At 67.7% G+C, this 24,355-nt stretch carries 29 protein-coding genes and 1 pseudogene; 15 read left to right on the forward strand and 15 right to left on the reverse strand.

From position 1 onward, the window contains the following. Positions 1-14: 14 nt before the first annotated feature. Together Q7T84_RS03810 and Q7T84_RS03815 are read right to left on the reverse strand one after the other, a co-directional pair. Entirely contained in the window at positions 15-866 is an 852-nt protein-coding gene (locus Q7T84_RS03810) for an SDR family NAD(P)-dependent oxidoreductase (RefSeq protein ID WP_304806372.1), read from the reverse strand. A gap of 114 nt (positions 867-980) precedes the next feature. Continuing rightward, on the reverse strand, positions 981-1,982 hold the full coding sequence (locus Q7T84_RS03815; protein WP_304806374.1) for an NADPH:quinone oxidoreductase family protein: 1,002 nt from the start codon (positions 1,980-1,982) through the stop codon (positions 981-983). 187 nt (positions 1,983-2,169) lie between these two features. On the opposite strand from Q7T84_RS03815, the gene rlmN reads away from it, so the two are divergent. From rlmN to Q7T84_RS03830, 3 genes are all read left to right on the forward strand, one after another. Beyond that, entirely contained in the window at positions 2,170-3,333 is a 1,164-nt protein-coding gene (gene rlmN / locus Q7T84_RS03820; protein ID WP_304806375.1) for a 23S rRNA (adenine(2503)-C(2))-methyltransferase RlmN, read from the forward strand. A gap of 86 nt (positions 3,334-3,419) precedes the next feature. Then, on the forward strand, positions 3,420-3,848 hold the full coding sequence (locus Q7T84_RS03825) for a DUF350 domain-containing protein (protein WP_304806376.1): 429 nt from the start codon (positions 3,420-3,422) through the stop codon (positions 3,846-3,848). Positions 3,849-3,858: 10 nt separating this feature from the next. After that, positions 3,859-4,701 (forward strand): serine protease, encoded by an 843-nt coding sequence (locus tag Q7T84_RS03830; protein ID WP_304806377.1) that lies wholly within the window; start codon positions 3,859-3,861, stop codon positions 4,699-4,701. 7 nt (positions 4,702-4,708) lie between these two features. On the opposite strand, the gene Q7T84_RS03835 is transcribed toward Q7T84_RS03830, so the two are convergent. The 4 genes from Q7T84_RS03835 to Q7T84_RS03850 are packed head-to-tail and all read right to left on the reverse strand — an operon-like array spanning position 4,709 to position 9,044. Further along, positions 4,709-6,430 (reverse strand): MFS transporter, encoded by a 1,722-nt coding sequence (locus Q7T84_RS03835; protein ID WP_304806378.1) that lies wholly within the window; start codon positions 6,428-6,430, stop codon positions 4,709-4,711. Between the two features lie 38 nt (positions 6,431-6,468). Beyond that, positions 6,469-7,974: a response regulator gene (locus Q7T84_RS03840; protein ID WP_304806379.1), complete on the reverse strand. Its 1,506-nt coding sequence runs from the start codon at positions 7,972-7,974 to the stop codon at positions 6,469-6,471. Between the two features lie 36 nt (positions 7,975-8,010). Then, positions 8,011-8,643: a hypothetical protein gene (locus Q7T84_RS03845; protein WP_304806380.1), complete on the reverse strand. Its 633-nt coding sequence runs from the start codon at positions 8,641-8,643 to the stop codon at positions 8,011-8,013. 17 nt (positions 8,644-8,660) lie between these two features. Further along, on the reverse strand, positions 8,661-9,044 hold the full coding sequence (locus tag Q7T84_RS03850) for a helix-turn-helix domain-containing protein (RefSeq protein ID WP_304806381.1): 384 nt from the start codon (positions 9,042-9,044) through the stop codon (positions 8,661-8,663). 105 nt (positions 9,045-9,149) lie between these two features. On the opposite strand from Q7T84_RS03850, the pseudogene Q7T84_RS21110 reads away from it, so the two are divergent. From Q7T84_RS21110 to Q7T84_RS03865, 4 genes and pseudogenes are all read left to right on the forward strand, one after another. Beyond that, positions 9,150-9,338 (forward strand): annotated as a pseudogene (locus tag Q7T84_RS21110) (response regulator transcription factor); the annotation flags it as partial. 124 nt (positions 9,339-9,462) lie between these two features. Next, the gene (locus Q7T84_RS03855) at positions 9,463-9,855 is read left to right on the forward strand and encodes a hypothetical protein (RefSeq protein WP_304806382.1); all 393 of its coding nucleotides are present in this window, start codon (positions 9,463-9,465) and stop codon (positions 9,853-9,855) included. 203 nt (positions 9,856-10,058) lie between these two features. Further along, positions 10,059-10,409, forward strand: a complete 351-nt coding sequence (locus tag Q7T84_RS03860; protein ID WP_304806383.1) for a hypothetical protein — start codon at positions 10,059-10,061, stop codon at positions 10,407-10,409. A gap of 75 nt (positions 10,410-10,484) precedes the next feature. Beyond that, positions 10,485-10,913 carry a hypothetical protein gene (locus Q7T84_RS03865; RefSeq protein WP_304806384.1) on the forward strand — a complete coding sequence of 143 codons (429 nt, stop codon included), beginning with the start codon at positions 10,485-10,487 and terminating at the stop codon, positions 10,911-10,913. Here Q7T84_RS03865 and Q7T84_RS03870 read toward each other — a convergent pair. The 8 genes from Q7T84_RS03870 to rdgB form a co-directional block, all read right to left on the reverse strand. Further along, positions 10,891-11,319: a universal stress protein gene (locus Q7T84_RS03870; protein ID WP_304806385.1), complete on the reverse strand. Its 429-nt coding sequence runs from the start codon at positions 11,317-11,319 to the stop codon at positions 10,891-10,893. The two genes, Q7T84_RS03865 and Q7T84_RS03870, sit on opposite strands and share 23 nt — an antisense overlap. A 74-nt stretch (positions 11,320-11,393) precedes the next feature. After that, a complete protein-coding gene (locus Q7T84_RS03875; RefSeq protein WP_304806386.1) occupies positions 11,394-12,926 on the reverse strand; it encodes a YifB family Mg chelatase-like AAA ATPase in 1,533 nt (510 codons plus the stop codon). A gap of 132 nt (positions 12,927-13,058) precedes the next feature. Continuing rightward, positions 13,059-14,006, reverse strand: coding sequence for a glutathione synthase (gshB, locus tag Q7T84_RS03880; protein WP_304806387.1), 948 nt, complete (start codon positions 14,004-14,006; stop codon positions 13,059-13,061). A gap of 94 nt (positions 14,007-14,100) precedes the next feature. Next, on the reverse strand, positions 14,101-14,916 hold the full coding sequence (locus Q7T84_RS03885; protein WP_304806388.1) for a transglutaminase family protein: 816 nt from the start codon (positions 14,914-14,916) through the stop codon (positions 14,101-14,103). Between the two features lie 10 nt (positions 14,917-14,926). Then, a complete protein-coding gene (locus Q7T84_RS03890; RefSeq protein ID WP_304806389.1) occupies positions 14,927-15,301 on the reverse strand; it encodes a YraN family protein in 375 nt (124 codons plus the stop codon). Further along, complete coding sequence (gene rsmI / locus Q7T84_RS03895) at positions 15,298-16,173, reverse strand: 16S rRNA (cytidine(1402)-2'-O)-methyltransferase (RefSeq protein ID WP_304806390.1); 876 nt, start codon at positions 16,171-16,173, stop codon at positions 15,298-15,300. The genes Q7T84_RS03890 and rsmI overlap by 4 nt, the downstream gene beginning before the upstream one ends. Positions 16,174-16,197: 24 nt before the next feature. Continuing rightward, complete coding sequence (hemW, locus tag Q7T84_RS03900) at positions 16,198-17,361, reverse strand: radical SAM family heme chaperone HemW (protein ID WP_304806391.1); 1,164 nt, start codon at positions 17,359-17,361, stop codon at positions 16,198-16,200. Next, positions 17,358-17,957 carry an RdgB/HAM1 family non-canonical purine NTP pyrophosphatase gene (gene rdgB / locus Q7T84_RS03905; protein ID WP_304806392.1) on the reverse strand — a complete coding sequence of 200 codons (600 nt, stop codon included), beginning with the start codon at positions 17,955-17,957 and terminating at the stop codon, positions 17,358-17,360. The genes hemW and rdgB overlap by 4 nt, the downstream gene beginning before the upstream one ends. Before the next feature lie 283 nt (positions 17,958-18,240). Between rdgB and Q7T84_RS03910 the strand changes: the two genes are divergently transcribed. The 3 genes from Q7T84_RS03910 to Q7T84_RS21115 all read left to right on the forward strand — a co-directional run bounded on the left by Q7T84_RS03910 (position 18,241) and on the right by Q7T84_RS21115 (position 19,198). Beyond that, positions 18,241-18,771, forward strand: coding sequence for a DUF2975 domain-containing protein (locus Q7T84_RS03910; RefSeq protein ID WP_304806393.1), 531 nt, complete (start codon positions 18,241-18,243; stop codon positions 18,769-18,771). 2 nt (positions 18,772-18,773) lie between these two features. Further along, positions 18,774-19,013, forward strand: a complete 240-nt coding sequence (locus Q7T84_RS03915; RefSeq protein WP_304806394.1) for a helix-turn-helix transcriptional regulator — start codon at positions 18,774-18,776, stop codon at positions 19,011-19,013. 89 nt (positions 19,014-19,102) lie between these two features. Further along, entirely contained in the window at positions 19,103-19,198 is a 96-nt protein-coding gene (locus Q7T84_RS21115; protein WP_370653615.1) for a hypothetical protein, read from the forward strand. 373 nt (positions 19,199-19,571) lie between these two features. Here the strand turns inward: Q7T84_RS21115 and rph are convergent, their stop codons facing one another. Next, positions 19,572-20,288, reverse strand: coding sequence for a ribonuclease PH (rph, locus tag Q7T84_RS03920; protein ID WP_304806395.1), 717 nt, complete (start codon positions 20,286-20,288; stop codon positions 19,572-19,574). 111 nt (positions 20,289-20,399) lie between these two features. Between rph and hrcA the strand changes: the two genes are divergently transcribed. The 5 genes from hrcA to dnaN form a co-directional block, all read left to right on the forward strand. Next, positions 20,400-21,455 carry a heat-inducible transcriptional repressor HrcA gene (gene hrcA / locus Q7T84_RS03925; protein ID WP_370653616.1) on the forward strand — a complete coding sequence of 352 codons (1,056 nt, stop codon included), beginning with the start codon at positions 20,400-20,402 and terminating at the stop codon, positions 21,453-21,455. 11 nt (positions 21,456-21,466) lie between these two features. Beyond that, positions 21,467-22,084 carry a nucleotide exchange factor GrpE gene (gene grpE / locus Q7T84_RS03930; RefSeq protein ID WP_304806397.1) on the forward strand — a complete coding sequence of 206 codons (618 nt, stop codon included), beginning with the start codon at positions 21,467-21,469 and terminating at the stop codon, positions 22,082-22,084. 4 nt (positions 22,085-22,088) lie between these two features. Beyond that, positions 22,089-22,334, forward strand: coding sequence for a hypothetical protein (locus tag Q7T84_RS03935; RefSeq protein WP_304806398.1), 246 nt, complete (start codon positions 22,089-22,091; stop codon positions 22,332-22,334). A 191-nt stretch (positions 22,335-22,525) separates the two neighbouring features. Beyond that, the gene (locus Q7T84_RS03940) at positions 22,526-23,449 is read left to right on the forward strand and encodes a retroviral-like aspartic protease family protein (protein ID WP_304806399.1); all 924 of its coding nucleotides are present in this window, start codon (positions 22,526-22,528) and stop codon (positions 23,447-23,449) included. 125 nt (positions 23,450-23,574) lie between these two features. Continuing rightward, positions 23,575-24,355, forward strand: a 781-nt coding sequence (gene dnaN / locus Q7T84_RS03945) for a DNA polymerase III subunit beta (protein WP_304806400.1), incomplete at its 3' end; no start/stop codon positions are given.

Genomic DNA, 24,355 nt, shown 5'->3' on the forward strand with positions numbered 1-24,355 from the left:
GCGGCGCGCCGGCTTCAAGACTGACCTGGGATCATGTCGCCAAGGATCGTGGCGAACGGCGAGACCGCCGTGGTGTCCCAGGCGTGACGGCCGCCGACCGTGATTCCGCCATCGACCACCAGATGGGTCCCGGAGACGAAGGCCGCGGCGTCGGAGGCCAGGTAGAGCGCGGCCTGGGCGATATCGTCAGGCATCCCGGCCTTTGGCACCGGCTGAGCCTTGGAGGCGTTCTCGGCCACCTGGGCGGCCATCTGGTCGGCGACTTCACGGGGCAAGCCGAAGGACGCGCCGAAGATCGAGGTGGCGATCAGGCCCGGGCAGATGGCGTTGACGCGGATCTTCTGCGGGGAAAGCTGGGCCGCGGCCACGCGGCTCATATGGACAACCCCGGCCTTGGCGGTCGAATAGGCGATGGGGCCAAATCCGGCCTGCAGGCCGGCGATGGACGCGGTGTTGATGATCGATCCGCCGCCGCGCTCCAGCATCAGCGGCACGGCGTGCTTCATGCCCAGGGCCGGGCCACGGACCAGGACGTCGAAGATCCAGCTCCAGCCCTCGGCGGTGATTTCGGTCATGGTGCTCATCCGGTCGGAGATGCCGGCGTTGTTGAACAGGATGTCGAGGCCGCCGAACTCGGTCTTGGCCTTCTTCACCGCGGCCTCGATCTCGGCCTCGCTGGTGACGTCGCAATGGGCGTAGACGACCTTGCCGGGGAAACGCTTCTCCAGCATCGCGCCCTTTTCATCCTGAATGTCGGCGGCGACCACCTGGGCCCCCTCGGCGACAAACAATTCGACCGTGCCCAGCCCAATTCCCGAAGCCGCGCCGGTGATCATCGCCACCTTGCCGTCCAGACGCCCCGCCATGTCTCGCTCCCGATATGTTTTTATGTGATCGGCGATAACTAGAGCGGGTTCGAGGCGACGTCGAGGCCTCCCTTCCTCCCCTGCAAAGCGGGGGAGGGGGGAGGAAAAGATCCATTAGTCGATCGTGACGACGACCTTGCCCATGGCCTGGCGGCTGCCGAGGTGGGCGATGGCGTCGGCGCCGCGTTCGAGCGGGAAGCGCTCGGAGACGTGCGGCTTCACCTTGCCTTGGGCGTAGAGCTCCAGCAGTTCGTCGATGCTGGCCGAGAACAGCTCGGGATTGCGCGCCGCCCAGGTGCCCCAGAACACCCCGACGATGTCGCAGCCCTTGAGCAGGGCGAGGTTCAGCGGGATCTTCGGAATGTCGCCGGCCGCGAAGCCGACCACCAGATAGCGGCCTTCCCAGGCGATGGAGCGCAGGGCCGGCTCGGCGTAGTCGCCGCCGATGGCGTCATAGATCACGTTGAAGCCTTCGGCCCCGCCGGCTTCCTTGAACAGCGCGCCCAGCGCCTTCTGGCCGTCACGGTCGAACGGGCCGCGGCCATAGACCACGCCGGCGTCAGCGCCGTGCTTGATGGCCAAGTCGACCTTTTCCTGGCTGGAACAGGCGGCGATGACGCGCGCGCCCATGGCCTTGCCAAGCTCGACGGCCGCCAGCCCGACGCCGCCGGCCGCGCCCAGCACCAGCAGGGTCTCGCCGGCCTTCAGGTGGGCCCGGTCCTTCAGGGCGTGCCAACTGGTGCCGTAGGTCAGGATGAAGGCCGCGGCGATGTCGTGCGGCATCGCATCGGGGATGTGCCACAGGCGATTAGCCGGAAGCAGGACTTCCTCGGCCATGCCGCCCGATCCGGTGTTGGCCAGGATGCGGTCGCCGACCTTCACATTGGTGACGCCTTCGCCGATGGACTTGACCACGCCGGACAGTTCGCCGCCGGGCGAGAAGGGGCGGGGCGGCTTGGACTGATACTTGTCCTCGATCATCAGCACGTCGGGGAAGTTCACCCCGACCGCCTTGACCGAAATCACCGCATGGCCGGGCTTGGCCTCGGGCGCCGGAATGTCTTCGACCACCAGGGTCTCAGGGCCGCCCGTCACCTTGCTGAGCACCGCTCTCATGTCCGTCTCCCGCGTCTGAAATTGATTGGCGCGGACGCTAGCGCAGGGGGGGAACCGGGGAAAGAGGCGGTTCGAACATTTGTTTGATCTCGGCCGACGGTGAGACGCGCACTCGGCCGCAGGTCGGCCATTTGGAATAAAGCCCCCGATCGCCTATATTCCGCAGCTTCCAGACAGCGAGTTCCCCTTGGGCGTCACCCTTGATCTTTCGCGCGGGTCTTCCGCGCCGACCGTCGTTAAGCCGAACCTCTCGGGTCTGACCCGCAAGGGGCTGATCGAGGCGTTGGTCGCCGCGGACGTCGTCCGGCCTGAAAAGGCCAAGATGCGGGCCACCCAGCTCTGGCGGTGGATCCATCACTACGGGGTCACCGACTTCGCGCAGATGACCGACGTCGCCAAGGAAACCCGCGCGGTGTTGGACGAGGCCTTCAGCCTGACCCGGCCCGAAGTCGTCGAGCGCCAGGTGTCGAAGGACGGCACCCGCAAGTGGCTGATCCGCATGGCGCCGGGCATCGAGGTCGAGACCGTCTATATTCCTGACGTCGGCCGTTCCGGCGCGCTCTGTGTTTCCAGCCAGGTCGGCTGCACGCTGAACTGCACCTTCTGCCACACCGGCACCCAGGCGCTGGTTCGCAACCTGACCGCGGCCGAGATCGTCGCCCAGGTCCAGGTGGCCCGTGACGACCTGGCCGAATGGCCCTCGCCCAAGGCCGACCGCCGGCTGTCCAACGTCGTCTTCATGGGCATGGGCGAGCCGCTCTACAATCTCGACAACGTCGCCGACGCCATCGACATCATCGCCGACGGCGAGGGCATCGCGATCTCGCGCCGGCGCATCACCGTCTCGACCTCGGGCGTCGTGCCGGAGCTGACGGCCCTGGGTGAACGCACCCAGGCGATGCTGGCCATTTCGCTGCACGCGACCAATGACGAGTTGCGTGACGTCTTGGTGCCGATCAACAAGAAGTACGACATCGCGCAGCTGATGGCTGGCATCCGGGTCTATCCGGGCCTGTCGAACGCTCGCCGCGTGACCTTCGAATACGTGATGCTGAAGGGCGTCAATGACAGCCCCGCCGAGGCGCGCGCGCTGCTGAATCTGCTCAAGGGAATTCCGGCCAAGATCAACCTGATCCCGTTCAATCCCTGGCCGGGGACCGATTATGAGTGCTCCGATTGGGGCGCGATCGAGGGCTTCGCCGCGATCCTCAATCGGGCCGGCTACGCCTCGCCGATCCGCACCCCGCGAGGACGCGATATCCTGGCCGCCTGCGGTCAGCTCAAGTCCGAGAGCGAGAAGGTGCGGGCCAGCGTCCGGCGCAAGCTCGCGGCCGAAGAGCCCGCCGCCTGAGGCTCTCTCGTCGCTAGCCATTGCAAAGCCACGGCCCGTCCGTGCTAACCATTCGGCCCAGTTTATTGATCTCGCTGACGGGTCCCATGCCGCCACAGCTTCAGTCCCCGGAAATCCAGGCCTTCGCCACGGGGTTCCCCATCACCTTGCTGCACATCGGCATCACCGTGCTGATGTTGATCGTCGGAGCGGCGGTCTACGTCCTCATGACCCCTCATCGCGAGATCACCCTGATCCGCGAGGGCAACGCCGCCGCCGCCCTGTCGCTGGGTGGGGTGTTGCTCGGTCTGGCGATTCCGCTGGCGACGTCGCTGGCCCGCTCGACCTCGATCATCGAGATCGGCCTGTGGGGCGCGGCGACCGTGGCCCTGCAACTGTTGATTTTCCGGCTCGTCGACCTGCTGCTGCGCGGTCTCCCGCAGCGCATACAGGAAGGCGAGGTCGCCGCCGCGGCGCTGCTGGTCGGCGCCAAGCTCGCCTCCGCCCTGATCATCGCCGCGGCTGTCGGCGGCTGAGCGTGGGCTGATGCACTTCCCTCGGCTGCCCGATTGGCTGGTCTATCTGGCGGTGGTGCTCGCTCTGCTGATCGCCGCCGTGGGCCGGCAGGAGCGCGCGGACGCCCCGCCGCCGCCGCCGCCGGTGGCCGGTGGCGAAGGCTTGCCGTTGGGGCCTGCCTCACCTTTCGATCCCCAGGTGGTGGTCGATGTGCCGGGCCAGGCTGAGCCCGGAATCGGCACTGCCTTCTCCGTCGCCGATTCCGGCGTCTGGATCACCGCGCGCCATGTGGTCGAGGGCTGCACTCAAACCGCGATCGTCGTGGCCAACGGCCGCGGCGTCGAAGCCAAGGTCCATATTGATCCGCGCGGCGAGGCGGCGATTCTGACCACCGACGGCGGGGCGCCGCCCCTCCCGCTGGCGCTCGACCGGCCGCTGCGCAAGGGCGACCGCGCCTTCCATCCCGGCTTCCCGCAAGGCGAGGCCGGCGAGGCCACCTCGCGGCTGCTGGGGCGCGAAAATCTCGAGGTTCGCGGTCGCGGCGCCCGCACCGAGTCGGTGCTGGTCTGGGCCGAGACTGGGCGGACCGACAGTCTGAAAGGCTCACTGGCCGGGCTCTCGGGAGCGCCGGCGCTGGATAGCTCAGGTCGGGTGATCGGGGTGACGGTGGCGGAGTCGCCGCGCCGGGGTCGCATCTACACCACCGCGCCGGAGACCGTGCTCGCCGCCCTGGCGGCCACCAAGGAGCATCCGTCGAGTTTCGCGGTCGGAGAGCCGATCAACACCGACAACTATGGCCGGGTGGCCGACACCTTGCGCCGCGACCTGCGGGTGGCCCAGGTCATCTGCATGAAGGCCGGCCCGGAAGTCTGAGGCCGCGTCAGGCCTCCGCCGTCGTCTCTTCCTGAACCGGCGGCAGCCGCGCGACCATGAAGGCCAGGGCGATGCCGAGAGTGCCTAGCAGGGCCGAGTAGACGAAGAACACCACATAGCCGGCGCCAAGGGCCGCGGCCGAGACCCCGGACTTCTCCATGGCGCTGGCGAAGGTCTGCGGCGGCAGATTGTAGAACAGCGGCTTCAGCGAGGCGAACATCGCCCCGGAGTCGGCCGCCGTGGCCGCGCCCTCGACAATGCGTCCCGACTGAGAGGCGATCAGCTTGCCGAGCAGGGCGTAGAGCGAGGAGAACAGCGCGTACTGGGTGGCGGTGAAGCCGGGTCCGGTCAGGCTGGACATGTAGGCGATCAGGCAGGTGCCGGCGAAACCGGCGGCGATGTTATCGACCCCGATGGCGATGCTAAGCGCCCAGATCTGCGGCCCCTGGGTGGCGAGCCAGGCGAACACCAGGTTGGAGATCGGGCCGGCGAAGGCGCCGACGACCAGGGCGCGGATCAGGCCGAAGCGAGCAATGGCGAAGCCGCCAAGGCCAACGCCGACCACGGACATCACCGCCCCCAGAACTTTGCGGACCTCGGCGATCTCCAGCTTCGAGAAGCCCATGTCGAGGTAGAACGGGTTCATGATGTTGAGCACGAAGTCCGACAGCCGGTAGACGCAGATCAGCGCCAGGATCAGGCCCGCGGCTTGGCCATAACGGCGGAAGAAGTCGGCCAGCGGCGCGCCGAGCGCCACGCCCAGATAACGTCCGGGCCGGGTTTCGCGGCCCGGCGCGGGGCGGGCGGCCAGGAAGATCACGATCGCCCCGATCAGCACGCCGGCCACCTGGGCGAAGATGCCGCCGGGCTTGGCGCTCCAGAGCGCCTCGATTCCGGCCGCCGGTCCCGGCAGGCCGATATTGGTCAGCCCGGTCGAGAGGATCGCCGCATTGCCGGCCAGGCCCGAGCCCAGCACCAGGGCGCCGAGCACGAACAGGCCAAGCCGGAGCGCCCACTCCAGGCCATCGCGGCCCGGGCGCCTGGGGATGTCGTCGGCGTCGATCTTGCGGACTTCATGCTGGGCTTCGCGGGGCGCGCCCAGCACGCCCAGCACTCCGACCGCCATCAGCAGCGCCATGATCGCGTAGGAGGTGTTCCAGCCGACGAACTCGGAGAGGGCCAGCGGCACGACGCCGGCCACGATCATCGCGATCCGGAACCCCCATTGGTAGGCCGCGGCCATCGCGCCTTGCTTCTCGGTCACCGCAGCCTCGATCCGCCAGGCGTCGATGACGATGTCCTGGGTGGCCGAGACGAACCCGACGAAGACCGCGAACAGCGCCATCATTCCGAGATTCACGGCCGGATTGGTGCCGGCGATCAGCCAGAGCCCGAGCACGATGAGCACCTGGCAGATCAGCATCCAGGACCGGCGATGGCCGAGCCATTTGGTGATCAGCGGCACCTGCACGCGGTCGACCAGCGGCGCCCACAGGAACTTTAGCGAATAGGCCAGGGTGGCCAGGCCGAAGAATGCGATCACTTCAAGCGATAGGCCGGCGTCGCGCAGCCAGGCCGACAGGGTGTCGAAGATCAGCAGGTTCGGCAGGCCCGAGGCGAACCCGAGCGACAGCATCACCAGTGAGCGGCGCTCGCCGTAGACGGCCAGCGCCTGGAGCGTGCCGGGCTTGGGTTCACCCTGCGCGTCGGCCTGGCTCTCGGTCGTCATGTCGTGGCGTTCCCCATGATTTGGGGTCGCCCCCCGCGTCAGCCGACCTTGGCGTGGTCCGCCTTTTCCGTCCAGTCGCTGGCTCCGGTCCAGCGCGCCAGGGCGGCCCGCAGGGCGTCCGACGACAGCGGCTTGACCAGGAAATCGTCCATGCCCGCGGCCAGGCAGGCGTGGCGATCCTCTTCGAAGGCGTTGGCGGTCAGGGCCACCATCGGAGTGCGGAGACCTCGCTCCCGCACGCGCCTGGCGGCCTCCAGGCCCGACATGCCCGGCATCCGCATGTCCATCAGGATCAGATCATAGACGCCGACCGACAGCGCCGCGAGCGCCTCCTCGCCGCCGCCGGCCTGGTCGACCCGGCATCCCTCGCGGGTCAGCAGGGCGCGGGCCAACAGGGCGTTGATCGGGTTGTCCTCGACCAGCAGGATCCGGGCGCCCGGCGCGGCGGCCGGGGCGACCCGGTCGTCGTCGTCGCGCTCGGCCTGCGCCGCATTCGCGCCCAGGGCGGCCAGCACGCGCTCGGCCAGGGATGCGCGGCGCAGCGGCTTGATCAGATAGCCGCTGTATCCGGCGGCGCGATAGGCGTCGATATGGCCGCGTTCCTCGGGCGCTAGCAAAATCAGCGCGGTGCGGCCGGCCGGGGCCGGCTCGGGCGCCAGCGCCCGATCGATCAACAGCACGTCGATGGCGTCGGTCGCGGCCAGGGCGGCGGCGAGGTCGTGGGCGGTGAACGGCTCGCCGCCCGCTGCAACGATCTGGCGTTGGGCTGCGTCGGCGATGATGGCGCTGTCGCTGGCGATGGCGACCCTGCGGCCGGCCAGACTTTGATCGGGCTCTTGCGGCAGGCGTGGGAAGTCGGCTTCGAACCAGAACGCCGCGCCGCCGTGGCTGGCGGTTTCGACTCCGACCGCGCCGTCCATCGCCTTGGCCAGCTTACGGGCGATGGCCAGGCCCAGGCCCGCGCCGCCGAGTTGCATGTCGTTCAGCGGATCGGCCTGCTCGAAAGCCTCGAAGATCTTCTCGCGGGCCGCCTCGCTGACGCCCGGTCCGGTGTCCTCGACCGTGAAACGCAGACCCGTGTCGGTCTGCGCCACCGTGACCAGCACTCCGCCGTGGGTGGTGAACTTGATGGCGTTGCCGGCGAAGTTCAGCAGGATCTGCCTCAGCCGGCCCTCGTCGGCCACGGCCTGGCCGATGCCGGCCGGGGCGGCCCAGGCGATCTCCAGGCCCTTTTCATGGGCGCGGGGCGACAGCAGTTCGCAGACCGAGCGCAGCAGGCTCTCGACCTCGAAAGTGGTGGGGAACAGCTCGATCTTGTCGGCGCCCAGGCGCGCGAAGTCGAGCACGTCGTTCACCAGGCCCAGCAGGTGTTCGCCCGACTCCCGTAGCGCGGTGACATAGGCCCGCTGTTCCTGGGTCAGGCCGGTGCCTTCCAACAGGCGGGCCATGCCGAGCACGCCGTTCAGCGGGGTGCGGAATTCGTGACTCAGCGAAGCGAGTTGCTCGGCGCTGACGCGGGGCTCTTGGTTCGGATCGTCGTTCATCGACCACGAACCTAGGAGGCGCGGCTTAACGGGCGGTCAAATCCGCCGACTTTGAGTTGCGAAACTGCGCGCGGCCGCTGGAAGATCCTCATAGGCGAGATCAGATTGGATCGTTGGGCTGACGCTCATTCGATCCATCAGGCTAACGCAGAGGCTTTGGTAGGCGGACCAAAAGGCTGCGAAGCCCTCTTTTCCCCGCCATCCGTGAGCGAGCGCTACGGGAGTGTTCTCGACATAGGCGATCAGCTTGCTGGCCCACTCGCCGCCACGGCGTCGGAAGACGCCTTCATAGTGCCGCGGCACATCGTTGACTGCGATGAAGAGGAAGCCGGCGAGGCGTGCGGCTGTGAGCGCCTCCCACTGACGCCAGTAGGCATGAATGCTCGCTTCTGGGCGTCCCTGGGCGAACATGAAGCGGACGGCGTTTTGAAAGGCCGCGCCCTCCACGATCAAGTCGCCGGCTTCGCGAGTGAGAAAGCTCGTCCACGCGTCGATGCATCTCTGTTCGAAACCTGACAACGCCGACGTCTTGCGCAGACTCGCAGGCATGACCGGGTGGTCCTTCGCCTCCTCTAGCCACCATCGGGCGGGGCGGCCGCGTGCGATCAGGTCAAATGAGAGCTGTTGGGCGACGGTCGTCTTCCCGGCGCCGGGGACGCCCTTAATCACCCAGAGCTCCTTCCCAGTCACGGATTGGATGCCATCTCCTGGGCGAGGGCCAGCAGGGCGGCCCGCGCAGAGGGGCGGTGGATGGCGGCGTAGGCTTCCAGAAGGTCGGTTGCGCCGGTCAGGGCCAGCGCCTGGAGGATGTCGTCGGCGGCGTCGGACATGCCGCCTTCCTCGCCCACCAGCCAGCCCACGGTGGTGTCCAGGGCCGCGGCGATGGAGACCAGCATGGAGCCAGAGACGCGGTTGGCGCCGCGCTCGTACTTCTGGATTTGTTGAAAGGACACGCCGACTCTATCGGACAGGACGCCCTGGCTGATTCCCAGGGACTTCCTGCGCAGGCGCATTCGTGCGCCAATTGCGATATCTACGGGGTCCGGACCGATGGCGTCATCGAGGGGCATGTGTTCCTCCCCACTCGCTCAAGGAAGTATCGTTGTCGGGCGGCTGCCCGGCGCCACCATAACAAGTAGACGGGCTCATAGGCGAGTCGCTAACATGTTCATCTTATGCGCGCACCTCTAGAGACTGTCGCAGACCCGGTAGAGCTTCTGACGCCGCGGGAGCGTGAGTGTCTGCGACTGGTGGACCGTCACCTCAGCTCGAAACAGATCGCCCGAGAGCTCGGGATGTCGAAAGCGTCGGTCGACACCTATTGCGACCGCGCGCGCAAGAAACTCGGCGTCGGCGACCGTTATTCGGCCGCCCGGGCGCTGGCCGCGCGAGAAACGGCTGTCCCGATCGTATCGGGACAAGACGCAATCAGGACAGACGCCGCCGCGCTCCTATGGGCTGATGAAGCCCAGCAAGGAGACCGCACCGATGGGCGATTGGTTGAGAGAACTGGCGGACGCCAGGGTGACGATGGCGGACTTGGAGCCCGATCGCGAAACGACGAACCGTCGGGCCGCGGTGGGTCAGGCGATCCGGGTTCGCGGGGAGGTGGAAGCCTTCGAGCGCCGCTGGCCCAGCCCGCAGTCTCTCGATCCGGTCGTCCCGACCTTTACGTGGAGCCAGCTCGAACGCCAGCTGGCGGACCTCGCCGATACGCCGATGAAGGCCGCCATGGCGCGGGATCTGGTCTCGGCCACCCGCAAGACTTCGCAGTTCAAACCCCCGGAAATGGTGCTGAGGGAAATCCTCTGCCTGACCTGGGCGCTGCTGGACGAGGGCTTCCAGCCGGACCTGGAGCCTGGCTTGGCGGAGCAGCCCTAGGACCAGCGGCCCGATTGGGCATGGTCGGGGTGATCGCCATCATCGCGGCCTTGTCCTTCGGGGCGCTGCTAGCGGGTCTCCACGCCCTCCAGAATCTATTTTAGGTTGTTAATCCTAAACTAACACGGGCTCTTAGCCCCGTTTCCAACACCTTTCACATCGTCAGAAGGCGCGCGGCTGCCCTGTGCGCCAGGAGATCCTTCATGCTTAAGCAACGTCGTATGATCGCCGATCAAGTCGCGGCGAGTTTGTTCGAAGCCGAGGCCGCCATTGACGCCGCCCTCGCCAAGACCGCGGGCCTAGCCGGCGTGATGCCGGGCCTTCGGGCCGATGCGGGGCTCTCGGCGCTGATTGGTCAGGACGCCGTGGAGCGGGCCAGCGAAGCGCTTTCTCTGCTCGCCAAGGCGCGCCGCGCCATCTGCGAAACGCACAAGGAACTGGACGTGGCCAAGACCCAGATCGGTCTCGGCGCGGTCATGTACGGCGGGGTGGAAAAGCCCCCGAACGCGGCCCTGGCGCCAAGTCGCGCCCTGCGCGCCGTCGCGGCCGGCTGATCACCTTCGTAAAAGTTGCATCCTGCGGGATTAACCGCAGTATCAGGGCCCTCAGGACGCTGAGGGCCCTTTCCTATGTTCAGCTCGACCCCGGAGCGTGTCTGGGCTGTCGCCATGTTTGCGGTGTCCGCCTTCGCGCTCTGGCGCGGCGGTCGGACGGAGCGCGCCGTGGCCGTGGCCAACATCGCCGCCTGGATCGCCACCATCGTGGTGCAGAACCGTCATAACTGGCTCGATCCCCAATGGGGGGTGTTTGCGGTCGACGTGGTCTTCCTGCTGCTCTTGTTGTGGTTTGTCGTCCGCAGCAGCCGGCTATGGATCTTGCCGGCCGCGGCGTTTCAACTGCTGGCCGTGGTCACCCATGCGGCGATCCTCGCCGACGGGGGTGTCCGAGCCTGGGCCTATATGACCGCGCTAATTCTCTGGAGCTATATGGTGCTGATCACCCTGGCGGTCGGGACCTACACCTATTGGCGCGGGACTAACGCGCCACCAGCACGCTGACCTGAGCTTCGCGGACGATCTTCTCGGCGTTCGAGCCCAGCAACCTCGACGCCAGCGACGGAGGGTGGGAGCCGACCACGATCAGGTCAAACTCGCCGGCGTGGGCCTCGGCCAGGATCTCGCCCGACACCGAGCCCACTCGGACCTTGGTCATCACAGGCCGGGTCGTAGGGCCGATCTTGACCACCCACTTCTCCAGTTCGCTCTCGTGCCAAGCCTGTTCGTCGGCGTCGAAGGACTTCGGCAGGTAGGTGTTGTAGCGGGACGATCGAGGCGTCCGCACATTGATCAAGGTGATCTTGGCTCCGGAGGCGATTGCAAGCTCACGTACACGAACGATCTCGCGTTCGGTGTTGGTCGGATCCTCAACGTCGATCGACACGAGGATATGTTGAAAACCTGGCATGAGCCCCTCCTGATCCGGCGAAAAGACGCGTGAAACGGGATGGTTGCGCGATCCAGACCCGAAATCCAGATCGCTCAGGCCAGGGCCGGGGCGCTCTGACCCATTCGCCGATAGATCAGAGCCTCGGCCACGTGAATGCGGCGCACCGGGCCCGCGCCCTCCAGATCGGCGATTGTGCGAGCCAGCCGCAGGGTGCGGGTCCAGCCGCGCGCGGTCAGGCCGCCCGCCTCGGCGGCCTTGGCAAGGAGGGCGCGCCCGGCCGGATCGAGGTCGGCGATCTTTTCTAGGAAATCGCCCTGAGCATGGGCGTTAAGCCGTGCGCCGTCGCCGTCGGTCGCGGCGGCCGCGCGGTCGGCCTGGAGTTGGCGGGCGATGGCGACGCGAGCGGCGGCCTCGCTGGTGCCCTCAGTCGGCGCGGCCAGGGCGAGATCGGCGGCTGAGACCGGCGGCACGTCGATCTGCAAGTCGATGCGGTCCATGAAAGGTCCGGAGACCTTCATCTGGTAGTCAGTCTGGCAGCGTGGCGCGCGGCCGCAGGCGCCGCGTCCGGCCCCGCCCATGCCGCACTTGCAGGGGTTCTGGGCGGCGACCAGCTGGAAGCGGGCCGGATAGCGCACGTGGGCGTTGGCGCGGGCCACGACCACTTCCCCGGTCTCCAGGGGTTGGCGCAGCGAGTCGAGCGCCTGGCTGGAGAACTCCGGAAGTTCGTCCAAGAATAGCACCCCGTTGTGGGCCAAAGACACCTCGCCGGGCTTCACCTTAAGCCCGCCGCCGGTCAGCGCCGCCATGCTGGCCGAGTGATGAGGGGTGCGGAACGGCCGCGTGCGGGTCAGGGTGCCCTTGGCGATCAGCCCGGCGACCGAATGGACCATCGAGGTCTCCAACAGCTCGGCCGGCGAGAGGGGCGGCAGCAGGCCCGGCAACCGGGCGGCCATCATCGATTTGCCCGAGCCGGGCGGTCCGCTGAACAGCAGATTGTGGCCGCCCGCGGCGGCGATCTCCAGAGCCCGCTTGGCGTTCTCCTGGCCCTTCACATCACGCAGGTCCGGGACCCGCTCGCCGTCCATCATCGGACCCGGCTTGGGCGGCGACAGGATCTGGGTTCCTCGGAAGTGATTGACCACGGCGATCAGCGACGGCGCGGCCAGGACCCGTGTGTCGCCAGCCCAGGCGGCTTCCGCTCCGGAAGCTTCGGGACAGATCAGTCCCAGGCCCATGGCCCCGGCCGCGACCGCGGCGGGCAGGGCGCCGGAGACCCCGACGATGCGGCCGTCCAGCGACAGTTCGCCCATCGCCGCCCATTCGGTCAGGGCGTCGGGCGGCAGGATGCCCATGGCCGCCATCACCGCCAAGGCGATCGGCAGGTCGTAGTGGCTGCCTTCCTTCGGAAGATCGGCGGGCGCCAGATTGGCGATGATCCGCTTGGACGGCATGGCTAGGCCAAGCCCGGCGAAGGCGGCCCGCACCCGCTCGCGGCTCTCGGCGACCGCCTTGTCGCCGAGCCCCACCAGCATGAACTTCATCTCACCGCCGGTGAGCTGAACCTCGACGTCCACGCGACGCGCCTCGACGCCCTGAAAGGCCACCGTCACGACTCGAGACGCCATGCCAACCCCTAGAAATGGCTCAACTTATCCACAACCCCACCATGGCGGGCGGGGCAGATCAAGAACAAAAATAGAACTTTTGGAGAAGTTGAGACGTTTCCGCGACTTATGCGTGTCTCTTTGTGTTGTAAACTAAGCCGTTGCGCGGATCTGTTCAATCCGGTCCCACATGATCGCCGTGGCGTCGATACCGCTGAACCGCTTTAGCGCCTGGGCGCCGGTCGGCGAGGTGACGTTGATCTCGGTCATGTAGTCGCCGATCACGTCGATGCCGACGAACATCAGGCCGCGGCGCTTCAGCTCCGGGCCGATGATCGCGCAGAGCTCCAGATCGCGGGCCGACAGCTCGACGGCCTCGGCCGTCCCTCCGACCGCCAGGTTGGAGCGGATCTGGCCCTTTTTCGGCACGCGGTTGATGCCGCCGACCGGCTCGCCGTCAACCAGCAATATGCGCTTGTCGCCCTTGGAGACCGCCGGCAGGAACTTCTGGGCGATCACCGGCTCGCGACTGATGCCGCGGTGCAGGTCGAGCATGGCGTCGAGGTTCGGGTCGTCGGCCAGCAGCCGCGCCACGCCCGAGCCGCCGAGTCCGTAGAGCGGCTTCAGGACGATGTCGCCGTGCCGGGCGCGGAAGTCGTAGATCGCCTCGACGTCGGCGGTGATCAGGGTCGGCGGCTGAACGCCGGGGAAGTCGGTGACGAACAGCTTCTCGGGCGCGTTGCGCACCTCGGTTGGATTGTTCACCACCAGGGTCGCCGGGTGCACCTTGTCCAGGAAGTGGGTCGAGGTGATGTAGGCCATGTCGAACGGCGGGTCCTGGCGCAGCAAGATGACGTCGAAGCTGGCCAGGTCGCGAACCTCCCAGGGGCCGAACTTGGCATGTTCGCCATTCACCGCCTGGACCGTGACCGAGCGTCCGCGCGCGGTGACCCGGCCATCTTCCATGGCGAGGCGCTCGGGGGTGTAGACGAACAGCTCATGCCCTCGCTCCTGCGCGTTCAGCAACATCAGGAAGGTCGTATCGCCCTCGATGTTGACGGCCTCGAGGGGGTCCATCTGGACAGCGACCTTCAACGGCATGGGGAGTGCTCCTTACGGCCAAGGCGCCAAGGCCAAGGCGTCTGAGATAGTTCGGCGGGACCTAAAGCGCCAGCCAGAAGGCCTGGGCCCGCTGTCAGTTCAGCCTTAGGCGGACCCGTTCGCGTTGGGCTCGGGCGGCCAGGGCCGCGCCGCCGTCCAAGGTGCTGGCGTGGGCCAGCGCCAACAACGCCCCGGCCAGGGCGCCTTGGCCCTCGCGGGCGGCGGCGACGTCCAGCCAGGGGCGGTGGTCGGCGGGATCGAGCAGGGCCCGGCGCAAGGCTGCGCGCTCGGCGCGCGCGAAGTCGCCGGCCGCGCTGGCGCGGGCGAAGACGTTGTTCTGCAGCCGGATCAGCACGGCGCGGTCCGAGGCCGGGGCCATCAGGTGATCCAGGCGGTCGGCGACGTTGGGCGTCAGGCCGGCATGCAGGGCGCGGCGGGTCAGTTCGGAGGGCAGCACCACGCGCCCCTCGCTGAACGGATCGATCGCCAGCGGGCCTTCGATGGTGTCGATGCGCAGCAGGAAGTGCCCGGGAAAATCGACGCCCTGCACGGTCAGGCCGCACTTGCGCGCGACGTGCAGGTAGTAGACCCCAAGCGTGACCGGCAGGCCCTTGCGCCGCTCCGCCACGGCGATCACGCAGGCGTTGTCGGGGTCGTCATAGGTGAAGAGGTCGCCGGTCAGGGCCAGGTCGCCTGCCATGGCCTCGGCCAGCGCTTCCTCGGGACTTTCCAGGCGCAGGCGGTCGGTCAGGCGCTCCACGCCCAGGCGGGCCAGGTCGCGGGCGACTTGGGGGTCACGGCCGGGATCGTCGTGGACGGAGCAGGCGATGGCGGCTTCCAGCAGCGGAAACTCACCCTCGGGCGCACGCCCAGCCTCGCTCAATATTCCTTCGGCGTCCTCGCGGGTCATGGGGTCTGTTTCAAGCGCCCTTCCAGGCGTCGGGGCTGTGAACGGGAAGCCGGCCTGGCGCCAGGGCGACCAGATCGAGGCGAACCGCCAGATTTTGCAAGCTTGGCCGGCGCGCGGCGATGGCCTGTCCGGCGCGACGGAGGCGGTCGCGTTGCATCTGGGTCACGGTTTCGAGCGCGGCCTCCAGGGTCTGGCGCTGTTTCACCTCGACCACGGCCAGCACGCCGCCGCGCTGGGCCAGCAGGTCGATCTCGCCTTGCGGCGTGCGCAGACGGAAGCCGAGGATCCGGTAACCCTTGAGCATCAGCCATAACGCGGCCCAGGCCTCGGCTCGCCGCCCGGCCCGCCTGGCGGCGGCGCCGCGCGCCTGCCGGTCGGGATTCAAGCGGGTCGCTCCTGCTTGAGCTCCATGGCCCGCCGATAGAGGTCGCGGCGCGGCAGGCCCAGCGCCTTGGCGACCTCGGAGGCGGCCTCGGCCGGCCGCAGCCGGGTCAGGGCGTCAGCCAGGGCGGTGTCAGCGTCGGCGGCGGTGGCGGCTTCCTCGCGGCCGGGGCCGACCAGGATGACGATCTCGCCCTTGGGCGTGTCGCAGCGCGGATCGGCGGCGAGCTCGGGCAGGGTTCCGCGGATCACGGTCTCGTAGAGCTTGGTCAGTTCACGGGCGACGGCGGCTTCGCGCGGGCCGAACACGGCGGACATGTCGGCCAGGCTCGAGGCGAGGCGCGGACCGCTCTCGAAGAACACAAGGGTGGTGCGGATCCCGGCCAACTCCTCGAAGAAGGTGCGGCGCGCGGCGCTCTTGGGCGGCGCGAAGCCGGCGAACATGAAGCGGTCGGTGGGCAGGCCGGCGACCGACAAGCCCGCCAGCAGCGCCGAGGCGCCGGGGATAGGATAGACGGCCGAACCCTGCGCCACCGCCTCTCGAACGATCCGGAAGCCGGGATCGGAGACCAGGGGCGTACCGGCGTCGGAGACGAGCGCCACGCGCCCGCCCTCGGCCAGCACCGCCAGGGCCTTGAGGCCGCCACGCTCGGCGGTGTGCTCGTCATAGCGTTCGAGCTTCTTGGACAGGCCGTAGGCGGTCAGCAGCTTGGCCGCGACGCGGGTGTCCTCGGCCAACACCAGGTCGACGGCCGACAGCACGTCCAGCGCCCGCAGGGTGATGTCCCGCAGGTTCCCGATCGGGGTCGCCACGATGTAGAGCCCCGGATCTAGCGGGTTCTCGGACAGGGCGGGCGGGGGCGGGTGACGCGACATGGGGAACGCTTCGCCGGTTATCGCTCAGGTCGCAAGCCTGGACGTCACGTGGTCCAGGATCAGACGGCCGGCGGGGGTGGCGCGCAAGCGGTCGGGATCGGGGGCCAGCAGCCCCGCGGCGATCAGGTCGCGGACCTCGAGATGGACCGGCGAAAGTCCCAGGGCGCGAACCTCTTCAAAGCTTACGCCCTGTTCGATCCGCAGGCCGGCCAGCAGCCGCTCCTCGGCGACTTCGACCGGGGTGAGCCGCTCTTGGGTGGCGAACCCCGTGCCGTCCTCGCGCACGGCGGCGATGTAGTCGGCGGGCTTGGCGTGGGCGTGGGTGGCGATGCGCACACCTTGCCGGGTCAGGCGGCCGTGGGCGCCGGGGCCGACGCCGACATAGTCCGCGCCCGTCCAGTAGACGAGGTTGTGGCGCGAGCGCGCGGCCTGACCACGGGCATGGTTGGAGACCTCGTAGGCGGTGAAGCCGGCGGCCTCCAACACCGATTGGGTGGTTTCGAACAGTTCGGCGGCCACATCCTCGCCCGGTGGGACCAGCTGGCCGCGTCGGACCGCGCGGTCGAAGGCGGTGCCGGCCTCGATGGTCAGCTGGTAGGGCGACAGGTGCTCGGCTCCCAGCGCGATGGCTTCGCCTAGTTCCTCGCGCCAAGCCTGCGGCGTCTGGTTTGGCCGGGCGTAGATCAGGTCCAGCGACAGGCGCGGGAAGGTCTTGGCCGCCAGGGCGGCGGCGCGCCGGGCCGAGGCGGCGTCGTGATTGCGTCCGAGCAGGGTCAGCGAGGCGTCGTCCAAGGCCTGCAGCCCCAGGGACAGTCGGTCGACCCCGGCCTGGGCGAAGGCGGCGAAGTGATCGGCCTCGGCGTCGGTGGGGTTGGCCTCCAGCGTCACCTCGACGGGATCGTCCGGCGACCATAGGGACCGGGCCAGGGCGATCAGTTCGGCCGCCCAGGCCGGGTCCATCAGCGAGGGCGTGCCGCCGCCGAGGAAGATCGAGACCAGCCGCCGGCCGCCGGTCAGCTCGCGCTGGGCGCGCAGATCATCGGCGATAGCGGCGAACAACTCGGCCTGTTCGGCCTTGCGGCCCCGGTCGCGAAAGACGTTGAAGTCGCAATAGGGGCAGATCTTCGCGCAGTAGGGCCAATGGATGTAGAGCCCCAGCGGCGTCTCGGTCTGCGCGACCTCGCTCACAGCAGGGCGGCCTTGAGCTTGGCGAAGGCCTGCGCCCGGTGGCTGATGGCGTCCTTCTTGTCGGGATCCATCTCGCCAAAGGTGATGTCGTGGCCCAGCGCCTGGAAGATCGGGTCATAGCCGTGGCCGCGCTCGCCGCGGCCTGGGAACACCAAGGTCCCGTCGACGCGTCCCTCGACCACCACGGCCGGGCCGCCCGGCCAGGCGAGCGCCAGGGCGCAGGTGAACCAGGCGGAGAAGTCCTCGGCGCCGGCTTCCTCCAGCCGCGCTTCGACTTTCTTCATGGCGCCGACGAAGTCCTTTTCCGGCCCGCCCCAGCGCGCCGAAAAAATGCCCGGCTGGCCATCGAGGGCGGCGACCGACAGGCCCGAATCGTCGGCCAGCGCGATCAGGCCCGAGGCCTCGGCGGCAGCGCGGGCCTTGAGCAGGGCGTTGCCGGTGAAGGTGGCCTCGGTCTCCTCGGGTTCAGGCAGGCCCAGGCTGCCGGCGGTCACCAGCTCGAAGCGGTTGTCGAGGATCGCGGCCAGTTCGCGGGCCTTGCCCGGATTGTGGGTGGCGACCACCAGCTTCGCGCCGGGTTCGAGCTTCAGAGCCATTGGAAAACCTTCTGAAATGCGGGGGCGGCGGACCATATGCCGCCCGGGCTTCCGTTGCATTGCAAAAGTTTAACATCGTTTTTCGATAATTAGTTTGATCGAAAAGCGATGCGGCCATATCGAGTAAAGGCAGATTGCGGCACGTTACGCCCCGGCCGCTCATGGAGAGCCCGATGTTCCGCCCCGCGATGAACCTACCTGATCTCGCCGCGCCCGCGCCGGCCTTGGTCGGCGCCGGTGTGATCGCCTAGTCTCAGCCATGTTTCTTGGACGGAGGGCCGCGATGCGCGCCTTGGGGCCTGGCTCGGTGTCGAGCTTCCTGAAGATCATCTTGGATGTGGTCTTCGTCGCACTCTGGATCGGCCTCGGCGCCGTGGCGCTGATGATGCTCGCCGCCCTGCTGTTCAGCTTCAATCCCGACCTGATCGATAACTTCTCGATCCGCGCCGGCGACGCCGAAATCGTCTCGCGGGGGCCGGTGCTGCTGGGCGGCCTGGCCGCGGCGGGCCTCTACCTGGCCGGCGTGCTGGTGATCGTTGAGCGGCTGCGCAAGATCTTCGCGACCCTGACCGCCGGGGATCCCTTCCATCCTGAGAACGTGCGCCGCCTGCGGGTGATCGGCCTGGTGCTGGCCGGCCTGGAGATCGGCCGCTACGTGATCTATGGCCTGGGCATGTGGGCGCTGCCAGACGCCGACATCCAGCGGCCGGAGTTCAGCCCGACGGCCTGGTTCTCGGTGCTGGTGGTGTTCGTATTGGCCGAGGTGTTCCGCGAAGGCGCCCGCCTGCGCCGTGAAGCGGAGCTGACGATCTAGCCATGCCGATCCGTGTGAACCTCGACCGCGTGCTGCTCGACCGCCGCATGTCGCTGACCGAACTGGCCGACCGGGTCGGCGTGACCATCGCCAACCTTTCGATCCTCAAGACCGGCAAGGCGCGCGCCGTGCGGTTCTCGACCCTGGCCGCGCTCTGCCGCGAGCTCGATTGCCAGCCGGGCGACTTGCTCATCTACGAGCCTGGCCCCGATGATGGTCCGTCGGACGACGAGTTGGACTAGGCGCCGATCGTTCCAAGCTTCAGCTTGCCGAGAGCATAGGTCGTGAGGGAGTTGGGGCGTGACGGCGATGGCCCCCTGGGCTCGGGGTTGTGGCCCATGGCGCCTCGGTATTCCGCGCCATTCCATTCCTGGACGGCGCTTGGGAGCAGCGGCAGGTGGAAAAATACCTCGGCCGCAAACTGTAGGAATGGTTGGCGACGGCCTCGGTCGTCCCGAAGCGTGGCCTTTATGCCGCATCGCGGCATGCGCACCCAAAAATTGCAGCGCACCTGTCAAAAATGCAGGCGTAACCATTGATAACCCAGCGTCAGCCTTCTATATGCGCTGCAACAATTGCTGCATCGCACAAAGGAGAAGGACATGGCTCAAGCCGTTGAAAGCTTCATCGATCGTCTGATGGGTCCGTTCGCTCGCGAACTCGCCCGCATGCCGGCTTCGTCGTTCCGCTATCTGCTGAACGGCTTCTAAGAACGACATCCGGCGACCCTCGTCGCCGGCCGTACTGATTGATGATGAAACGCCGCTCCCGCCCCCGGAGCGGCGTTTTTGATTCTGCGACTAGCCGCCGGTGGCTTGCCGCTGCAGGACGCACAGCTCGCTGATGCCCTTGCGGGCCAGCGAGAACAGGCCGTCGAACTCTTCCTGGCTGAAGCCGCGCTTCTCGCCGGTGGCCTGGACCTCGACGATCGAACTCTTGCCGGTCAGCACGAAGTTGGCGTCGGCCTCGGCGTTGGAATCCTCTTCGTACTCCAGGTCCAGCACCGGCACGCCCTTGAAGATGCCGCAGGAGATGGCGGCGACTTGGTCGAGGATCGGGTCGGTGGTGATCAGACCCTCTTCCATCAGGTACTTGGTCGCCATGCGCAGGGCGACCCAGGCGCCGGTGATGGCGGCGGTGCGCGTGCCGCCGTCGGCCTGGATGACGTCGCAGTCGAGCGAGATCTGGCGCTCGCCCAGCGCGACCGGATCGACCACGGCGCGCAGCGAGCGGCCGATCAGGCGCTGAATTTCCTGGGTGCGGCCCGACTGCTTGCCTTCCGAGGCTTCGCGGCGGCCGCGGGTGTGGGTCGCGCGCGGCAGCATGCCGTATTCCGCCGTCACCCAGCCCTGGCCTCGGCCGCGCATGAAGCCGGGCACCCGGTCCTCGACGCTGGCGGTGATCAGCACCTTGGTGTGGCCGAACGTCGCCAGGCAGGAGCCTTCGGCATAGCGATTGACGCCGGTTTCAAGGGTCACGAGGCGGAGCTGGTCGACGGCACGTTCTGAGGGGCGCATTGGGAAACCTTGGCGTTGGGTCTGGCGTCTTGCGCCGGCGGGCTTATCCTAGATCAAAGAGGTTCAGTCCATGGCTCTGACCGAGCGCCGTCCCCTGTCGTGACCACACCGCTGCTTTTCCCCGGCCCGTCGCTCGCCGAGTTGGACGAACGCGCCCGCGAGATCTTCCGCCGCGTGGTGGAGGGCTATCTGGAGACCGGCGAGCCGGTCGGCTCGCGCACCCTGTCCAAGGGCGGCGTCCATCTGTCCTCCGCCTCGATCCGCAACACCATGCAGGACCTGACTCAGCTGGGTCTGCTGGGCGCGCCGCATGTCAGCGCCGGACGAATACCGACCCATGCGGGCTTGCGGCTGTTCGTCGACGGCCTGCTGGAAGTCGGCGACATCGCCGAGGACGATCGCCGCGCCATCGAGACGCGGCTGTCGGCCAAGGGGCGCAACTTCGAAGAGGCGCTCAACGAGGCTACGGCTATTCTGTCTGGCTTGGCGGGCGGCGCGGGCGTCGTCGTCAGCCCGGTGCGCGACGCCGGCGTCAAGCATGTGGAGTTCGTCTCGCTGTCGGCCGAGCAGGCCCTGGCGGTGATGGTCTTCGAGGACGGCGTCGTCGAGAACCGGCTGATGAAGCTGGCCGCCGGGGTCACGCCCTCGTCCCTGCAGGAAGCGTCCAACTTCATGAACGCTCGGCTGCGCGGGCGCACGCTGGGCGAGGCTGGGGCGGAGATCCGCACCGAACTGGACGCGGCCCGCCGGCAGCTCAACGAAGCCGCCGCCCGGCTGGTGGAGGACGGCATGGCCGCCTGGGGCGGTGGCGAAGACGCCCAGCGCGCGCTGATCGTCCGCGGCCGGGCCAACCTGCTGCACGAGCCCGAGACCCTTGATGACCTCGAGCGCGTGCGAATGCTGTTCGACGATCTTGAACAAAAGGAACAGCTTATCGGTTTGCTGGATGATGTCCGCGAGGCTCAGGGCGTGCGGATCTTCATCGGCGCTGAAACGCGACTCTTTTCCCTTTCGGGTTCCGCCGTCATCGCCGCGCCCTATATGACGGGCCGACAAAAGGTGTTGGGCGCGATCGGCGTGATCGGTCCCGCTCGCCTAAACTATGCCCGGGTCATCCCGCTGGTGGACTATACCGCCCGCGTCCTGTCCCAGGTGACGAACACGTAGAGGATTAGAAGATGTCCGACGATCAAACGCCGGCCGAAGAGTTCAACGAAATCGCGGACGCCGCGGCCGAAGAACTGCTGGCCCTGCGCGCCGAGAACCAGGCGCTGAAGGATCAGATCCTGCGGGTCGCCGCCGATGCTGAGAACACCAAGCGCCGCACCGAGCGCGAGGCCAATGACGCTCGCGCCTACGCCATCCAGAAGTTTGGCCGCGACCTGCTGACCGTCGCCGACACCCTGGCCCGCGCCCTGGCGACTCCGCACGAGAGCGCCGATCCGGTGCTGAAGAACTTCGTGGTCGGCATGGAAATGACCGAGAAGGCGCTGCAAAACGCCTTCGAAACCAACGGCCTGAAGAAGATCGACCCGGCCAAGGGCGAGAAGTTCGACCCGCACCAGCATCAGGCCGTGATGGAGCAACCCTCCACCGAGGTCGCCGCCGGAGGCGTCATCCAGGTGCTGCAGCCGGGCTATGACCTGCTGGGCCGGCTGATCCGCCCGGCCATGGTGGTGGTCGCGGCCAAGGGCTCCACCGGCGAAGGTCCGACCGGCGACGGCTCGAGCGGCGCCAACCCCTATGCGGCCAATGACGGCGAAGGCGCCGGCGGCTCCATCGACACCCGCGCTTAACGCCGTGGTTGATCTCGACACCACCACGGTCACGGTCCGCGAGGTCGCCGACGTTGTGGCGCTCGTCGCCATTGAGTTGGTCGGCACGGTGTCCAAGGACACCCAGCAGGCCGATGTCCGGCTCGAGGAGCTAGCGGGCCGGCTGATGGACTATGTCGAGGCCCTTCCCGAGGGCAATCAACGCCTGTTGATGGGCGCCATCGCCGAGACCTTGATGGCGACGGAAGAGGGCTCCTCGCCACCCGACTAGCCAGACCCCCCTCGCCCTGACGAAGTCAGGACGAGGGGGGCTGACGCGCATCTAACGCGTTAGAAAAATTGACCGATTTCGAGCACGAGCGTAGGCTCCGCCCTAGGTCATAAGGGATCGGAAACGTGCTGGCTGGGTCACAGACTCGCCGACGTGCTCTTGGGCAGTTCGCCGCGGCTGGCGGTGTTCTGTTGGCGGGCCGCGCTGTCGCCTTCGCCCAGGATCCGATCCCCGCCATTCCGCTCGCGCCGGTCCCGCCCGCGGCTCCGGCGCTTGCCGCCGATCCCGACGAGCCCCCCACCCAGATCGCGGTCACCCGGGAGCTGTTCGAGCAGGTCACCGCGCCGGTGATGATCAACGGCAAGGGGCCGTTCCGTTTCATGGTGGACACCGGAGCCAATGTTTCCTGCGTCTCCGAGAGCCTGGCGGCTTCGCAGGCCCTGCCACGCGGACGCGAACTGATGGTCAATACGATTGTCGGGCGCCGTGCTCGGCCCAGCGTGATGATCGATCGACTCGATATCGGCACGCGCAGCCGCAAGAACGTCGAGGCGCCGGTGCTGCCGATGGGCGGGTTCGACATTGACGGCGTGCTGGGGATCGATTGGCTGAAGGGCCAGCGGTTGGTGTTCAGCTTCGCTGGGAACACCCTCGAGATCACGAAATCGCGCCACGAGAACAGCGGCCACAACCGGGTGGTGGTCCCGGCCCGCCGCAAGTCGGGGCAGCTCACCATCGTCGACGCCGACATCAGTGGCCGGAAGATCAGCGCCATGATCGATTCCGGCTCGCAGTACTCGCTCGGCAACACCGCCTTGCGCAAGCTGATCGAACGGATCGACCCGACCGCTCGCCAGAACGTCGTCAATGTCAGGATGATCTCCATCGCCGGGGAGTCCTTCCATGGCGAGCAGCTCGCCTTGCCGTTCATCCGGCTAGGGGGGCTGACGCTCGGCAATGTTCCGGTGGTCTTCACCGACATGCCGATCTTCAAGCTCTGGGACCTGCACGACACCCCGACCATCATGCTCGGCATCGATCTGCTGACCCAGTTCACGACCGTCGCCGTCGACTTCGGACGTTCCGCGGTGCGCTTCGACATAGCATCTGGCTGATCATCCCCTATCAGTTGCCGACAGCCCCTTTCCCGCGCCGGGATTTTGGCTAATGTCGCAAGTCCCTCCAGCGTTGGGGGCGACGACGCATAGATGCGTCGGCGCATGGAGATTCGGACGAGACCATGAAGCTTACGATCGAACGGGCGGCGCTGATGAAGGCGCTGGGGCATGTGCAGAGCGCCGTCGAACGCCGCAACACCATCCCGATCCTGTCCAATGTGCTGCTGTCGGCGGAACGTGACCGGCTGACCTTCTCAGCCACCGACCTCGACATGGAAATCATCGACGAGGCCCTGGCCCAGGTTGATCAGCCTGGTCAGATCACCGCGCCGGCCCACACCCTCTACGAAATCGTCCGCAAGCTGCCAGAGGGGGCCGACGTCTCCTTGAGCTTCACGGGCGAGGATCCGCGCTTGACGGTCGCGGCCGGCCGTTCGCGCTTCAACCTGCCGGTGCTGCCGGCCGGCGACTTCCCGGTGATGTCGTCCGACGGCCTCTCGGCCGCGATCGCCGTCGATGTCGGCGACCTGATCCGGCTGATCGACAAGACCCGGTTCGCGATCTCCACCGAGGAGACCCGCTATTATCTGAACGGCCTCTATCTCCACACCGTGGTCGACAACGGTGTCCAGAAGTTGCGCGCCGTGGCCACCGACGGTCACCGCCTGGCGCTCGCCGAGATGCCCGCGCCGGAAGGTTCGGCCGGGACGCCCGGCGTGATCGTGCCGCGCAAAACCATCGGCGAGATCCGCCGCCTGCTGGATGACGCCGGTGAATCGGTGGACCTGCAGGTCAGCCCGCAGAAGCTGCGGCTTGATTTCGGCGGCGCGGCCCTGACCTCCAAGGTCATCGACGGCAACTTCCCCGACTACAGCCGCGTCATCCCCAAGGGCAACGAGCGGG

This window comes from Phenylobacterium sp., from assembly GCF_030654915.1.
In the GTDB taxonomy this organism is placed as follows: domain Bacteria; phylum Pseudomonadota; class Alphaproteobacteria; order Caulobacterales; family Caulobacteraceae; genus Phenylobacterium.

Bases quoted from the DNA above. Each gene is read 5' to 3' on its own strand.
- Q7T84_RS03825 (WP_304806376.1), top strand. From the start codon at position 3,420: ATGCCGCCACAGCTTCAGTCCCCGGAAATCCAGGCCTTCGCCACGGGG.
- Q7T84_RS03815 (WP_304806374.1), bottom strand. From the start codon at position 1,982: ATGAGAGCGGTGCTCAGCAAGGTGACGGGCGGCCCTGAGACCCTGGTG.
- Q7T84_RS03865 (WP_304806384.1), top strand. From the start codon at position 10,485: ATGTTCAGCTCGACCCCGGAGCGTGTCTGGGCTGTCGCCATGTTTGCG.
- rsmI (WP_304806390.1), bottom strand. From the start codon at position 16,173: ATGTCGCGTCACCCGCCCCCGCCCGCCCTGTCCGAGAACCCGCTAGAT.
- Q7T84_RS03885 (WP_304806388.1), bottom strand. From the start codon at position 14,916: ATGACCCGCGAGGACGCCGAAGGAATATTGAGCGAGGCTGGGCGTGCG.
- Q7T84_RS03810 (WP_304806372.1), bottom strand. From the start codon at position 866: ATGGCGGGGCGTCTGGACGGCAAGGTGGCGATGATCACCGGCGCGGCT.
- Q7T84_RS03835 (WP_304806378.1), bottom strand. From the start codon at position 6,430: ATGACGACCGAGAGCCAGGCCGACGCGCAGGGTGAACCCAAGCCCGGC.
- Q7T84_RS03840 (WP_304806379.1), bottom strand. From the start codon at position 7,974: ATGAACGACGATCCGAACCAAGAGCCCCGCGTCAGCGCCGAGCAACTC.
- Q7T84_RS03910 (WP_304806393.1), top strand. From the start codon at position 18,241: ATGCGCGCCTTGGGGCCTGGCTCGGTGTCGAGCTTCCTGAAGATCATC.
- Q7T84_RS03875 (WP_304806386.1), bottom strand. From the start codon at position 12,926: ATGGCGTCTCGAGTCGTGACGGTGGCCTTTCAGGGCGTCGAGGCGCGT.
- grpE (WP_304806397.1), top strand. From the start codon at position 21,467: ATGTCCGACGATCAAACGCCGGCCGAAGAGTTCAACGAAATCGCGGAC.
- Q7T84_RS03870 (WP_304806385.1), bottom strand. From the start codon at position 11,319: ATGCCAGGTTTTCAACATATCCTCGTGTCGATCGACGTTGAGGATCCG.
- Q7T84_RS03860 (WP_304806383.1), top strand. From the start codon at position 10,059: ATGCTTAAGCAACGTCGTATGATCGCCGATCAAGTCGCGGCGAGTTTG.
- Q7T84_RS03850 (WP_304806381.1), bottom strand. From the start codon at position 9,044: ATGCCCCTCGATGACGCCATCGGTCCGGACCCCGTAGATATCGCAATT.
- Q7T84_RS03915 (WP_304806394.1), top strand. From the start codon at position 18,774: ATGCCGATCCGTGTGAACCTCGACCGCGTGCTGCTCGACCGCCGCATG.
- rdgB (WP_304806392.1), bottom strand. From the start codon at position 17,957: ATGGCTCTGAAGCTCGAACCCGGCGCGAAGCTGGTGGTCGCCACCCAC.
- rph (WP_304806395.1), bottom strand. From the start codon at position 20,288: ATGCGCCCCTCAGAACGTGCCGTCGACCAGCTCCGCCTCGTGACCCTT.
- gshB (WP_304806387.1), bottom strand. From the start codon at position 14,006: ATGCCGTTGAAGGTCGCTGTCCAGATGGACCCCCTCGAGGCCGTCAAC.
- Q7T84_RS03855 (WP_304806382.1), top strand. From the start codon at position 9,463: ATGGGCGATTGGTTGAGAGAACTGGCGGACGCCAGGGTGACGATGGCG.
- Q7T84_RS03830 (WP_304806377.1), top strand. From the start codon at position 3,859: ATGCACTTCCCTCGGCTGCCCGATTGGCTGGTCTATCTGGCGGTGGTG.